At 43.8% G+C, this 12844-nt stretch carries 15 protein-coding genes; 10 read left to right on the forward strand and 5 right to left on the reverse strand.

Features of this window, described 5'->3' with window-relative positions; all coding sequences use genetic code 11:
- The first annotated feature begins 46 nt into the window (after positions 1 to 46).
- From JRG66_RS11660 to JRG66_RS11675, 4 genes are all read left to right on the forward strand, one after another.
- Positions 47 to 661, forward strand: a complete 615-nt coding sequence (locus JRG66_RS11660; RefSeq protein WP_265162938.1) for a MarC family protein — start codon at positions 47 to 49, stop codon at positions 659 to 661.
- Positions 662 to 986: 325 nt separating this feature from the next.
- A complete protein-coding gene (locus JRG66_RS11665) occupies positions 987 to 1178 on the forward strand; it encodes a cold-shock protein (RefSeq protein ID WP_029035283.1) in 192 nt (63 codons plus the stop codon).
- Between the two features lie 119 nt (positions 1179 to 1297).
- On the forward strand, positions 1298 to 2701 hold the full coding sequence (locus JRG66_RS11670) for a hypothetical protein (RefSeq protein ID WP_265162939.1): 1404 nt from the start codon (positions 1298 to 1300) through the stop codon (positions 2699 to 2701).
- A complete protein-coding gene (locus JRG66_RS11675) occupies positions 2698 to 3294 on the forward strand; it encodes a DUF1684 domain-containing protein (protein WP_265162940.1) in 597 nt (198 codons plus the stop codon). Before JRG66_RS11670 ends, JRG66_RS11675 begins: the two co-directional genes overlap by 4 nt.
- Here JRG66_RS11675 and crcB read toward each other — a convergent pair.
- Both crcB and JRG66_RS11685 read right to left on the reverse strand, forming a co-directional pair.
- Complete coding sequence (crcB, locus tag JRG66_RS11680; RefSeq protein WP_307726288.1) at positions 3291 to 3662, reverse strand: fluoride efflux transporter CrcB; 372 nt, start codon at positions 3660 to 3662, stop codon at positions 3291 to 3293. The genes JRG66_RS11675 and crcB overlap by 4 nt on opposite strands.
- Positions 3659 to 4687: a GyrI-like domain-containing protein gene (locus JRG66_RS11685; RefSeq protein ID WP_265162941.1), complete on the reverse strand. Its 1029-nt coding sequence runs from the start codon at positions 4685 to 4687 to the stop codon at positions 3659 to 3661. Before JRG66_RS11685 ends, crcB begins: the two co-directional genes overlap by 4 nt.
- A 164-nt stretch (positions 4688 to 4851) precedes the next feature.
- On the opposite strand from JRG66_RS11685, the gene JRG66_RS11690 reads away from it, so the two are divergent.
- Positions 4852 to 6891 (forward strand): dipeptidyl-peptidase 3 family protein, encoded by a 2040-nt coding sequence (locus tag JRG66_RS11690; RefSeq protein WP_265162943.1) that lies wholly within the window; start codon positions 4852 to 4854, stop codon positions 6889 to 6891.
- 67 nt (positions 6892 to 6958) lie between these two features.
- Here JRG66_RS11690 and JRG66_RS11695 read toward each other — a convergent pair whose 3' ends face one another.
- On the reverse strand, positions 6959 to 7147 hold the full coding sequence (locus JRG66_RS11695; RefSeq protein ID WP_265165448.1) for a hypothetical protein: 189 nt from the start codon (positions 7145 to 7147) through the stop codon (positions 6959 to 6961).
- Between the two features lie 50 nt (positions 7148 to 7197).
- On the opposite strand from JRG66_RS11695, the gene JRG66_RS11700 reads away from it, so the two are divergent.
- Complete coding sequence (locus JRG66_RS11700; protein WP_265162944.1) at positions 7198 to 7581, forward strand: pyrophosphohydrolase domain-containing protein; 384 nt, start codon at positions 7198 to 7200, stop codon at positions 7579 to 7581.
- A gap of 155 nt (positions 7582 to 7736) precedes the next feature.
- Positions 7737 to 8756: a Gmad2 immunoglobulin-like domain-containing protein gene (locus JRG66_RS11705; RefSeq protein WP_265162945.1), complete on the forward strand. Its 1020-nt coding sequence runs from the start codon at positions 7737 to 7739 to the stop codon at positions 8754 to 8756.
- Here JRG66_RS11705 and JRG66_RS11710 read toward each other — a convergent pair.
- Entirely contained in the window at positions 8753 to 9826 is a 1074-nt protein-coding gene (locus tag JRG66_RS11710; protein ID WP_265162946.1) for a branched-chain amino acid aminotransferase, read from the reverse strand. The two genes, JRG66_RS11705 and JRG66_RS11710, sit on opposite strands and share 4 nt — an antisense overlap.
- Positions 9827 to 9932: 106 nt before the next feature.
- Here JRG66_RS11710 and JRG66_RS11715 point away from each other — a divergent pair, with 106 nt between their 5' ends.
- The 3 genes from JRG66_RS11715 (at position 9933) to JRG66_RS11725 (ending at position 12087) form a co-directional block, all read left to right on the forward strand.
- Positions 9933 to 10424, forward strand: coding sequence for a DUF4920 domain-containing protein (locus JRG66_RS11715; protein ID WP_265162947.1), 492 nt, complete (start codon positions 9933 to 9935; stop codon positions 10422 to 10424).
- Between the two features lie 3 nt (positions 10425 to 10427).
- Positions 10428 to 11105 carry a tRNA (5-methylaminomethyl-2-thiouridine)(34)-methyltransferase MnmC2 gene (mnmC2, locus tag JRG66_RS11720; protein WP_265162948.1) on the forward strand — a complete coding sequence of 226 codons (678 nt, stop codon included), beginning with the start codon at positions 10428 to 10430 and terminating at the stop codon, positions 11103 to 11105.
- Between the two features lie 64 nt (positions 11106 to 11169).
- On the forward strand, positions 11170 to 12087 hold the full coding sequence (locus tag JRG66_RS11725) for a TIGR01777 family oxidoreductase (RefSeq protein WP_265162949.1): 918 nt from the start codon (positions 11170 to 11172) through the stop codon (positions 12085 to 12087).
- 36 nt (positions 12088 to 12123) lie between these two features.
- Here JRG66_RS11725 and JRG66_RS11730 read toward each other — a convergent pair whose 3' ends face one another.
- Positions 12124 to 12804: a YceI family protein gene (locus JRG66_RS11730; RefSeq protein WP_265162951.1), complete on the reverse strand. Its 681-nt coding sequence runs from the start codon at positions 12802 to 12804 to the stop codon at positions 12124 to 12126.
- Positions 12805 to 12844: the final 40 nt, after the last annotated feature.

Consider the following 12844-nt stretch of genomic DNA (forward strand, 5'->3'; position numbering starts at 1 on the left):
TTTAGATACTTTTACCGCGTGTAATCTTTAGCGCCAGAAGAATTAAATGGAAGGAATTTGGGTATTTGCCATTGCGGTGTTTACAGGATTTATTGCGATCAATAATCCTGTAGGAAATGTGCCTATCTTTCTCAGCCTCACCCGCCAGGCCGACAGGCCTACCAAAAAGAAGATCTCCAAAAAGGCCACTTTTACAGCCTTTGTAATAGTATCAGGCTTTATCATTTTGGGTAAGTATATCTTTGATTTTTTCGGGCTCACCATCCCGGCGTTTAAGATCACCGGGGGCATCCTGGTGTTTTTTGTAGGTTTCGAGATGATTCGGGCACAGGTTTCTAGTATTGATAACCAGAAAGAGATTAACTTCAACGAAGAAATTTCCATTTCTCCGCTGGGAATCCCAATTCTTGCAGGGCCCGGTACCATAGTAACGGCAATGAACTTCACTACCACGGCTACTTACCTTCAATTGGGGATCATCCTTGTCATGTTTGCGCTGGTGATGTGGCTAAATCACCTCGCTTTTCTCTCAAGTGAATACCTGGTGCGCTACATTGGGGCCAATAAAATTGTGGTGGTAGAGAAAATTATGGGGCTTATCATTGCAATAATTGGGGTTAATATGCTTATAGAAGGGATACACATTGCTTTTATGGAATAAAATCATTGTTGTTCCCGGGCAAAGCGTCAAGATCGCTTCGCCTGCCTTTAGGCAGGCTGCAAGAACCAGGAGCCGGGACTTTGTTCAACAAATTGATTAATAGCGACCTTCAAGTCTATTTTATAAATTAAGCTCACATTTATTCAGAAGCTGAAAAATTACCCCCTATACCTCTAAATAGGCTGTATAATTAGTATATACGAGGTTTTAGTTCCTGTTTAATTAAATTAATCGGCCAATATTGGAATAAAATAAATAATAAATTGGTTTTTAGTAGGTTATCGGGTTTATAGTTGTACCTTCGCCTCCAATTTAAATTTATATAATGAATAAAGGTACAGTTAAGTTCTTTAACGAATCAAAAGGTTACGGATTTATTAAGGACGAAGAGTCAAATGATGAGTATTTTGTACATGCTAATGGTCTTGTAGACGAGATTAGACAGGATGACGAAGTAACTTTCGACCTTGAAGAAGGTAGAAAAGGTGTAAATGCAGTAAACGTGAGACAGGCTTAGTCTCAATTTTTGATATTTATATTTTTAAAGCCTTACGTTTTGTAAGGCTTTTTTAATGCCTGATAATAAAATTCCGCAGTCAATCCTAGAATTTTTACTACCTTAATTCCATGAAGAGAATGATCTTTTTTTTGTTCCTGAGCCTGCAGGTTTCCGCTCAGGAATTCCTGGTAAAAAAGGGAATTGTAGTAGACAGCCTAAAAGTCTCCGATACCCTTAACGACAGTTATGCCCTTTATCTTCCCACCACCTATCAAAATGAAAGACTTTGGCCTGTGATTTTTGTGTTTGACGGCCAGGGAAGAGGTAAGCCGGCTGCGCAGTTATTTCGTTCTACGGCCGAGGAGCAGGAGTATATTATTGTTTCCTCAAATGACATACATGAAGAAAACAGCCTGGAAGACAATGCTCTTATTGCTGCAAGGCTGGTACAGCATGTCGCGGGTATTTTACCTTTAGATTCCAGGCAAATTGCCAGTGTAGGTTCCATGACGGGTGGAAAAGTAGCCAGCTCGCTGCCGCTTATATTTGAGAATCTCCTGGGCGTTGTGGCAGTGGGGGATCACTGGGTGAACTTTAAGCTTTTAGATAACAAAAGTAATTTTGTTTTTATTGGAGTAGTGGGAGATGAACAATTTTCGGGGCCCGGTATGAAGAGCACGGCAGAGGCCCTGTCACAGCTAAGGTTTCCCACGCAAATTTACACCTACTCGGGTGATGAAGAATGGCCTGTTCCCCAGATCATTTACAGTGCCGTAGGCTCTCTTACGCTCGAATCTATGCGGAAAAGGTACCGGGTTTTAAACAATCAGCTAATAGAGCAGTTATACCGGCAGGATATGGCCCGCGTAAACAGCTTGATGAGCCAAAATCAGCTTTTAAATGCCGAAGGTCTTTTGGAGGTGATGAAAGAAAAGTACAAAGGCCTTGCCAGTATGGCTGAAGTAAATTCGAAACAAAATCAGTTGTTGCGCTCCAGGAATTACGAGCAGCAAAAGCGTCAGCAGGAAACCTATTCCCAGAAAGAATCAAGGCTGCTCAACGACTTTGTCTATTACCTGGAAGAAGACATTCGCACGGCAAACTTCGAAAACCTGGGCTGGTGGAATTACCAGAAAAACCAGCTGGATTCGCTGGCGCAGAAAAAAACTGCAGAGTCAAAAATGGCACTTCGGCTAAAAGATTTTATAAATGAATATGTGGCGCTCAAACGGCAGGACATGAGCAAAACCCGTGTGCCTCTCGAGAGCAGGCTCATAGCAAACATGATCCAGACCATTTTTGACCCCCGGGCTTTTGATGCTTACCGAAATATCATTTCTTTGAGTGCGCAGGACAATGATTTTCCCACTGCTTATTTTTACCTTGAAGAAATGCTGAAACACGGCTATAAAGACATGCAGGGATTATACAACATTGAAGGAACTTTGGGCTTACGCCTAACCCCCGAGTACAATCAGCTTATTGAAAGCTACCTGGGGGAATCGAAATTTTATGATGCTGAAACAGGGTCTCAAAAATGAGATTTTTAAGCCTCCTTATATTTTTATTGTTATCGGGCAGCGTACTTGCGCAGCAGGATTCGGTAGTTGTGGCTTTCCAGGAAGGGATCAATGCTGAATTCAAAGATGCTGCCACTTCTCCGCTGACTGAAAAAGTCAGAAAATCTTTCAAAAGCCTGGATTTCTTTCCTTTTGACCCCAGCTTCAGGCTTAAAGCTGAATTTTTGAGAACACCTCATGAAGTTCCCTTTGCCATGCCTACTACTTCAGAAAAAAAGAAAATGTTTGTGAAGTATGGCGAGTTGTATTTTACTCTTAAAGGAGAAGAATTTAAGCTGAATGTGTACCAGAGCCTGGCGCTCTCAAAAACTGAAGAATACAAAGACTACCTGTTTTTGCCTTTTACAGACCCCACCAATGGGCTGAGCACTTACGCAGGCGGAAGATATCTTGATCTAACCATCCCTGAAACCAAAGTTGTGGAACTGGATTTTAATAAAGCCTATAATCCTTACTGTGCCTACAGCGGCGGCTATTCCTGCCCAATCCCGCCGGCAGAAAACCACCTTGCAGTTCCTGTTACGGCAGGGGTGAAGAAGTACGCAAAGCACTAGCCCAGCCTTGACACCCAGATCCCTGTTAAAACTGCGGCAATTCCCAGGAAAATACTTCCGGCAGAATATATTCCGAAGTTAAAGTAGTCGCCCGCCTTCAGCAGCGCCTGGTTTTCAAAGCTAAAAGCCGAAAAAGTTGTGAATCCGCCGCAGAAACCCGTGGCGAGCAATAGAGTGGTGTTCGGGGAAATTGTTTCCTGCTTCATTCCCAGTCCTATAATAAAACCTATTAAAAGGCTTCCGAAGAAATTGACCAGCAGCGTACCCAGCGGGATGGAGGAAAGCGTGTTGAGGTTTTTTGAAATTAGGAACCTGAGCGCACTGCCCGCACCACCGCCAAGAAAAACAAGTAGTAGCTGTTTTATCATTCTACCGGGATGTAAATTTCTGTCACCCAGAGTGCCGGATTGTCAATTTTTGTAGGATCGGTAATTAACATTTCGAAAGGCTGCCCCTGAGAGTTTACCACAAGATCGTTTTCTTCAATATAGCGATAGGTGCGCTCCCAGGCTTCAGAAGCATTTTTGTGATGGCCGTTAAGAGTGGTTTTAACCACTTTTTGAGGCTCCAGGTACCCGTTCAAAATTTCGCTTCCTGCCGGGGTGATCACCTGGCTTGGGGTAGGTACGCCGGCAGAGAAAATAGTGGTGCCGTTGCGGTCATCGCGCTGGTTATAGATGATAAGCGGCTGCCCGCTCACCGAGATATTGTTCTGGTTCATATAGAGCTTAACCTGTTCTATCATACTGGCGGCACGCGTGTTCACCTCTCCCATGCGCGAGGCAGTTGTGGTGTACATATAATATCCTCCTCCGTGTTGAGTTAGCCCGTCAACATTTATAGAATAGGCTTCCATTTTTCGAATTACATTCTGTTCCAGGTTCTCAATGCTCTGCTCAAAAATGGGAAGAAATACTTCGGCCAGTTCCTCGTCCTGTACCGTAAAAGCCAGTTTTTCCTTGAAAGTCTGGTTACCTTCAAGCACCCAGCTAACACGGGTGCCGCCATCTTCGGGGGTGAAGGTCCAGGTGATCATTCCTTCAGCTTCGCCAGTAATTGTTTCTGTTTGCAGCACCTGTTCAATGCTGGAATAAGGGATGGTAGCGGTAGTCACTATTTGCCCGTCACTTATGGCTTCGGCCTGCCAGGTAATTGCAGTATCTCTTTCAGAAGTCGCGGCGGCAACATCCATATCCATTCCTTCAATGCCTGTAAAGGCATCCCAGGATTTCCAGTTGGAAAGATCGGCTACTTCCCTGAACAACATGGGGGCAGGAGCGTTGATGAGCTTACTGGTCTCCACCCTGTACTCTCCGTCTTTGGTAGCAATGTAAATGGAGCCTGCAATAAAGAGGATTAACAGCAGGAAAAGAAGGTATTTTAAGATCTTCATGGCCGATGGCAGGTTTATTGTATTTATTGTGCTAATATAAATAATTTGAAAATGTTAATTCTTACATTTGTTAACTAATGGTGAAAGTCCTGCAGGCTAAGAAATAGCACTGTTTTTTTGGCCTGAAAGTTTCTCCGACACATTTAATAATTAAACTTTTGAAAATGAAAATTAAAGCTTATTTGATGCTGCTGTTTGCGGCAACAATCCTTTTTTCCTGTGCAGATTCCAATTCGGATAATTCTGCTGCTGTGGAGGAAGTTTCACAAACCGGGGATTTTGATTATCAGGTAGATGAATTTGCCGATGTCAAGATCTTGCGCTACCAGATTCCCGGCTGGGAAGACCTTAGCCTGAAGGAGCAAAAACTGGTTTATTACCTGGTGCAGGCCGGCCTTAGCGGAAGGGATATTATTTGGGACCAGAACTACAAACACAACCTGAAGATCAGGGAAGCCCTTGAAAATATCTACACCAGCTATGAAGGAGACAAAACTACAGAAGACTGGAAGAATTTTGAGACTTACCTGAAAAGGGTTTGGTTCTCTAACGGAATTCACCACCATTACTCAATGGACAAGCTGAAGCCGGCCTTCAGCAAAGACTATTTCGATACGCTGCTTAGCGAGACCAATACTGAACTAACAGGAGAGGCTTATGAAGTGATATTTAACAATGAAGATTCAAAAAAGGTAAATCTGGACGAGTCTAAAGGCCTGGTTGAAGGTTCTGCAGTAAATTTTTACGGCGAAGGCATTACTGCCAAAGATGTTGAGCAGTTCTATGCCGGCAAAAAATCGCCAAACCCAAACCAACCTCTTGCCTTTGGCCTAAACTCTAAACTTGTAAAGGAAAATGGCGAGATCGTAGAGAAAGTTTATAAAAGCGGCGGCATGTACGGCCCTGCTATAGACAAGATCATTTTTTGGCTGGAAAAGGCACAGGGAGTAGCCGAGAATCAACAGCAGGCCGACGCACTTGGGCTTTTAATTGACTATTACAAGACCGGAGACCTTCAAACCTGGGACGATTACAATATTGCATGGGTAAAAGCTACCGAAGGAAATATAGACTACATCAACAGCTTTATTGAAGTTTATAACGATCCGCTGGGTTATACAGGTTCTTATGAAACCATAGTTCAGATCAAAGATTTCGATATGAGCAAAAAGATGCAGGTGCTCGAAGAAAACGTTCAGTGGTTTGAAGACAATGCACCTTTGATGGATGAGCACAAAAAAGATTCTGTGGTTGGGGTCACTTACAAAACCGTGATCGTTGCAGGAGAGGCAGGAGATGCATCGCCGGCCACGCCTATTGGGGTGAACCTTCCTAACTCCAACTGGATTAGAAAAGAGCACGGCAGTAAATCTGTTTCCCTCGGAAATATTATTGACGCTTACAACAACGCCGGAAGCAGCGGCAGGCTTGAAGAATTTGCGCACGATGAGGAAGAAGTGGCTCTTGAAAAAGAGTACGGCGAGCTTGCCGATAAACTTCACACTGCGCTTCACGAAGTGGTGGGTCATGCTTCAGGGCAACTAAACCCCGGGGTTGGTGAGACCAAAGAAACTTTAAAAAGCTATGCTTCAACTTTGGAAGAAGGCCGTGCCGATCTTGTAGGGCTTTACTACCTTATGGATCCAAAACTAGAGGAGCTTGGATTGGTTTACGATCACGAAAAAGTAGGTAAAGCTGCTTACGACGGATATATTAGAAACGGGTTGATGACTCAGCTTATTCGTCTTGAACCGGGCGCCGATATTGAAGAGGCCCATATGAGAAACCGCCAGTGGGTGAGCGCATGGGTTTTTGAAAAAGGTCAGGAAAAAGGCATTATTGAGAAGGTAACCAGAGATGGAAAAACTTACTTTAATATTACCGACTATGCTGCACTTCGCGAGCTTTTCGGGGAGTTGCTAAAAGAGACCCAAAGAATTAAATCTGAAGGCGATTACCAGGCAGCAAAAGACCTTGTTGAAAATTACGGGGTGAAAGTAGACCAGGATATTCACAAAGAGGTACTTGAAAGAAACGCACAATTCAAATCGGCTCCTTACAGCGGATTTGTAAATCCTGTCCTGGTTCCCGAAACCGATGAGAGCGGTGAGATCACAGCGATAAAAGTAGTGCAGCCTACTTCTTTTGAAGAGCAAATGCTTAAATATTCAGAAGAATTTGATGTGCTTCCTTTAGAGAATTAACCTGAAGGGATCCAAATTACAACAAGCCGCCATTCTTTACAGAGTGGCGGTTTTTTTTGCTGAAATTTTATGGCTGTAAATACGTCTTCAGAAGAAATAAAAGCAGGATAAAAGCGATGAATCCCAGCAGAATATAAAGCGTGCCTTTATAATATTTGCGGTGAAGTTTTAGATCTTTACGATAGCTGAAGATGATCAGCCCGACAAAAGCCACGAAGAACAATCCGGCAAAAATCCATTGTCCGGTGCTAAACATTTCCATAGGGCCTTAATTTTTCTAATTTTATGCGAATTTAAAGTATTAGGATGAAAAAAAGCTTAAAAGCAGTACAGGAGTTTCATGAAGCTTTTGGTTTGGGGGTAAAACAGCAGCCAACTGCCATTTTGGAACAGGGAAAACCACAGTTGCGGTATGAACTCATGAAAGAGGAAAACGAGGAATACCTTGTTGCGGCGCAAAAGGGCGACCTGCCCGAAATTGCCGATGCCCTGGGAGATATGCTGTACATTTTATGCGGTACTATTCTGGAACATGGCCTGCAACACAAAATTTCTGAAGTTTTTGACGAGATACAGCGCAGCAACATGAGCAAACTTGGCGAAGATGGGAAACCCATTTACCGGGAAGACGGGAAGGTGCTAAAAGGGCCAAAATATTTTCGTCCTAATTTTGATAAGATACTGGAATAGAAATATATCCACAATCTGCCATTTTTGAAACCACAGCACCTTTTTCCCAGCTTTTGGCATCCTTGACTGGAAAAGTTAATCTGAAAAGACTGAAGAAAAAGTGGGTGAGGGGCATCCTGCCCTTTGGTGTGCTCGAATTTTATTAACTTGTAGAAATGAGAGCGATATATTGCATTTTTATAAGCCTGATGTTCCTGTCCTGCCGCAATTCCGGAGGAAGTGGAGAGGCACAGGCGCCAACGCTGGGAGAGGAATCTGTACAGGAGGAGCAAAACACGAATATGCAATCCTATACCTCCCAAAAATGGCATTTTTCAACACAAATTCCGCAGGGATTTGAAGTCTTTGAAGGGCAACTTCCGGGAGGGTCGCCGGTAATTAATATTTATGACAGGGAGATAGATCAGCAGCCGCCTTTTGGGATACACAATGAGGCTACAATAGCTTATATGGCCGTGCTGCCTAAAGGTTTTGGGGTAGACGGCCCGGGAGGCCCCCGCAAATCTTTAAATGAATGGGAAGGAAACCTGCCTTTATCGTTCAGCATCAATAAAAACGGTTCTTACGCTTATTTATTGGAAAGCGGGGAGCCCTGGGCCATTAGCCTCAGCTTTAATTCGGCACCACCGGGCTGGAATGAGTACGGAGCCATTTATATTTTTTACAAGGTAAGTGATTTTAGGGCAGAATGCTTCAGCAGCAGCACCGGTGAAAGCATTGCCATAGATCAATGCGACCCCATGGGGGGAGATGCCATGAAATTCTACGGAAAGCTTTCCGAAGAAAAAATGTCGGCTTTAAATGGCATTTTAGAACATTTATATTTTAACGATCCTAAGCGGGAGCGGGAAGAGATTGAAAATTTAATTGAGGTTGAAACTCCCAAAAGAAATGCTAGCGTTATTTCGCCGCTGCAAATAGAAGGCAGGGCAAAAGGCTACTGGTTCTTTGAGGCCAGTGCGCCGGTAAGACTGGTGACCAACAGTGGGAAGGTGCTGGCTGAAAAATATGTGGAAGCCAAGGGAGACTGGATGACTGAAGATTGGGTGCCGTTTAGCGGACAGCTTGAATTTGAGACAAAAGAAAAGCGCGGCCATTTGATCTTTAGCCGCGCTAATGCTTCAGGAAAACCGCAGCATGACAGGATGCTCCGGGTTCCGGTAAAATTTAATTAGTTCTTTTTCACAGCATATCTCCAGCCAAATTTATCTTCGGCCTTGTTGTACTGTATCTCCATCAACTTCTGCTTTAAAAGGGCAGCATAAGAATCTTCAAGTTGCGGGAGTTCATATTTTTTGCCTTTGTTGCCAAAACCTCTTACGGGGTTTATGGTAGCGGCAGTACCCGAGCCAAAGATCTCTTTGAGCTCGCCTTTTTCGGCCGCTTCAACAATTTCGGCAACTTTAATGCGCCTTACTTCGGTTTCAATTCCCAAATCTTCGGCAAGGCTGAGGACGCTTTTTCGGGTTACCCCGTCAAGGATACGGTCACTGGTAGGGGCGGTGATAAGTTTATCCCCAACCCTGAAGAAAATATTCATGGTTCCTGCTTCCTCGAGGTATTCGTGAGAATTTGCATCGGTCCACACAATTTGCTGGTAGCCTTCTTCTTTGGCAAGGTTGGTAGGATAGAACTGCGCACCGTAGTTACCGGCTGCTTTTGCATAGCCCACCCCGCCATCGGCAGCGCGACTGAATTTATCTGCAAAGAACACCCGCACTTCGCCGCTGTAGTAAGATTTGGCAGGAGAGCAGATGATCATGAATTTATATGATTTTGAAGGCGAAGCTGAAACGCCTTTTTCTGTGGCGATCACAAAAGGCCTTATGTAAAGGGAATTTCCGAAGCCTTTTTTCACCCAGTCACGATCTAAATTGAGAAGGGTTTCAAGACCTTCAAGAAAAAGATCCTGTGGAAATTCGGGAATGGCGAGCCTTTGTGAAGACTTGTTGAAACGTTCAATATTGGCGACCGGGCGGAACAGCCACAGCTGGTCGTCATCGTCTTTAAAGGCTTTCATGCCCTCAAAAATTGCCTGCCCGTAATGAAAGACTTTGGCTGAAGGGTCCAGCTGAATGGGACCATAAGGTTTTATTGTGGGATTTTGCCATTGGCCATCGTAGTAATCGCATTCCATCATATGATCTGCAAATACATTTCCGAAGACCAGGTTATCAAAATCAACCGAATCGATATTTGAAGTTTTAGCTTCAACTACATCGATTGCGAGAGGTATATTTTTCATGGATAGTTATTTGAAGCAAATTTACCTAAATAAATACAGGTTCTAAAGATGTGGTTTAACTAATTTTATCTTAATTTGAAATTTATAAACCTTTAACAGGAACACAATGAAGAAAATCAGGTTATTACTGCTGTTATCTTCTTTAATGATAAGCTTTTCCGGTTTTTCACAGGAAAAGGAAACGGCTGTCGAAGAAGTTTATTTTTCTGTGGGCGAAGAGGTTGAAACCATTAATGTGCTTTCGGCACAACGGATGCAGGAACGCTATAACAGCCTTAAACCGGGAGATACCTTAAATGTCACCTTTAAAGGGAATGTAGCTTCTGTTTGCAAGAAAAAAGGCTGTTGGATGAAGGTGGCTTTAGAAGATGAGCGTGAAGTGATGGTGAAGTTCAAAGATTACGCTTTTTTTGTGCCAAAAGATATTGAGAACAGGGAAGTGATCATGGAAGGAAAGGCTTATGTGACCGAAATGTCTGTTGAAGACCGGCGGCATTACGCCGAGGATGCCGGGAAAAGCCCTGCGGAAGTTAAGGCCATCACCAGTCCCGAAATCACGCTTTCCTTTGTTGCCAATGGCGTGAAAATTAAAGAATAGGTTTTGAAACGCGAGATCATTAAGACGGGAGACGGGTCTTCCACTATTTTTCTGCCCGACTGGAACGAGCATTACCACTCTAAACACGGCGCGCTGCAGGAAGCCCTGCACGTATTTATAAAAAGCGGGTATCAATATTACCTTTCAGAAGCCCCGGAAGCTCATCAGCTTTCTATACTTGAAATAGGATTTGGTACCGGTCTCAACGCGCTTCTCACTTTACTTGAAGCTGAAAAAGAGCGGGTGAAAATCTGGTATACTGGGGTGGAAGCATACCCGGTGGAGGCCGAAGAACTCAAAATTTTAGATTATTCTGAAGTTGTACCGGGTGAAAATGCTGCAGGTGCATTTAAAAAACTGCATGAAGCGCCCTGGGAAAAATCAGTTGAAATTTCGCCATTTTTCAGACTTCAGAAGCAAAAGAAATTCTTCATCGAGATTTCGGAAATTCAGGAATTCGACCTTATTTATTTTGACGCTTTTGGTCCGCGGGTGCAGCCAGAACTATGGAGCGAAGAAGTATTCAGGAACATGTATGCGGCATTAAACTTTGGGGGGGTACTGGTAACCTATTCTGCCAAGGGAGATGTGCGGCGGGCCATGCAGGCGGCAGGCTTTGAGGTGACACGTTTACCCGGCCCACCCGGAAAGCGGGAAATGCTGCGGGCGGTGAAGCCCTAATCTTGTTAAACCTTTAATAAACCGGCAATTTATTTAAGGATAATCCCGTAAATTCAAAACAAAAATGCGTATTCTCATTACCGGAGCCACCGGTCTGGTAGGATCTGAAATCACCCGCTTATGCCATGAACAGGGCATTAATGTCAATTTTCTTACAACCAGCAAGGGAAAGATAGAAAAGGGTGAAACCTACCGCGGCTATTACTGGAACCCTTCAACCGGAGAGATCGATGTAAAATGTCTTGAAGGTGTGGGGGCAATTATTAACCTGGCGGGTGCCAGTGTTTTTCAACCCTGGACAAAATCTAACAAAGAAAAGATCCTTAACAGCAGGCTTGACTCTTTAAACCTGCTGCACAAAACTTTGGAACATAATGCTCACCAGGTAGGGCAACTGGTTTCGGCGAGTGCCATTGGTATTTATCCCAGCTCTCGCAGCAAAATGTACGAGGAAAAAGATACTGTAGTGGCCGGTGATTTTTTGGGGGAAGTGTCTCAAAAATGGGAAAGGGCGGCAGATAAATTCGGGGATCTTGATTTGCGCGTTGCAAAAGTGAGAATTGGGATCGTACTGTCTCAAGACGGCGGAGCCCTGCCTCAAATCATGAAGCCGGTGAAGTTGAACCTGGGGGCGCCTCTGGGTTCAGGGAAACAGTGGCAATCGTGGATTCATATAAAAGACCTTGCCCGTATCTTTCTTTTTATCATTAATAACGGCCTTGAAGGGGTATATAACGGCGTGGCACCAAATCCTGCCACCAATGAAGAGCTCACAAAAGAGATTGCATATGCCCTTAACAAAAAGCTTTGGTTGCCCAAAGTGTCGGGGCTGGCATTAAAAGCGGTGATGGGAGAAATGTCGGGGGTAGTATTGGGAAGCCAGCTGGTGAGCAGTTCAAAAATTCAGGAAAAAGGTTTTGAATTTTTGTATGTGAACTTAAGTCCTGCCATCGCAGACCTGCTAAACAAAAAAACCGGCTAAAAGAAGCCGGTTTTTTTGTCATTTTTGAAGAGGATACTAGTTAGCTCTTTTGGCAGTAACGTTGATCGTCAACTCCATTTCGTCACTAATAAAATTATCTCCAAGATTGTCAAATACAGATTTTGACCCGTAGTTCACTCCCCAGTCTGTTCTGTCTATAGTGAAAGTTTCGCTTTCAAGGCTAATTGTTTCACCATCAAGATTTGTATTGATTGGGAACTGGATATTTTTAGTTTCTTCTTTAAGCGTTAGGTTACCCTGCAGCATTTTTTGTCCGTTCTCTTCGGTCACTCCAGTGATCTCAAAAGTGGCAGTAGGATATTTGTTTACGTTAAAGAAGTCGGTTTCTTTACCTTCAACAGTACCTTTAAGGTGGTTTTCAAGACTTCTTTTGTCTTTTTCTTCCATACCTTCATCGGTAACGGTAATAGAGTTCATGTCTATAACCACGCGCCCGCTGGTGATCTCTTCAGGAGTTGCCATAAGGGTTCCGTCCTGGATGCTTATGGTTCCCACATGTTCCCCGGTTGGTTTGGTGCCTCTCCATTCAATAGTAGATGCAGTAGTGTCGATCTCGTAAGATACGGCTTCTTCTGTCGCTACAGCTGCTTCCTGGGCTTCACCCGGTTCAACTTTATTTTCACTATTGTTTTTACAGGCCACGGTTCCCATGGCAACTCCGGCAACAAGTACGAAATTGAAAATTCTTTTTTTCATTTGGATATTTGATTGTTTAACCGGCAAAATTAGTTTTTTT

This window comes from Salinimicrobium tongyeongense, from assembly GCF_026109735.1.
Lineage (GTDB): Bacteria > Bacteroidota > Bacteroidia > Flavobacteriales > Flavobacteriaceae > Salinimicrobium > Salinimicrobium tongyeongense.